This is a genomic window from Hydrogenovibrio sp. 3SP14C1 (assembly GCF_029625905.1).
Classification (GTDB): domain Bacteria; phylum Pseudomonadota; class Gammaproteobacteria; order Thiomicrospirales; family Thiomicrospiraceae; genus Hydrogenovibrio.
Genome location: NZ_JARTLM010000308.1, coordinates 1 through 238, shown reverse-complemented (window position 1 = coordinate 238; position 238 = coordinate 1). Strand labels below are relative to the sequence as shown.

The following is a 238-nucleotide window of genomic DNA, read 5'->3' as shown; positions in this document are numbered from 1 at the left end:
GCGGCAACTTATACCGCTACCTATGTCGTAAAAAACGGTATCAAAAACGTAGTGGAGTTTATGAGACGCGTGGCAAGCTAAATAAAGGCCTAAGTATAGATGAGCGTCCAAAAGTTATTGATAACAGAGAGCGTATTGGAGATTGGGAGGTTGATACGGTCATTGGGATAAAAACAGGACCAAGCCTGGTCTCAATGGTCGATAGGGCTTCTCGACTTTCACAGTTTATAAAGGTGGA

The 238-nt window shown here is 43.3% G+C and carries 1 pseudogene; it reads left to right on the top strand.

Annotation, left to right across the window (positions count from 1 at the left end):
- Positions 1 to 238 (top strand): annotated as a pseudogene (locus P8629_RS12645) (IS30 family transposase); the annotation flags it as partial.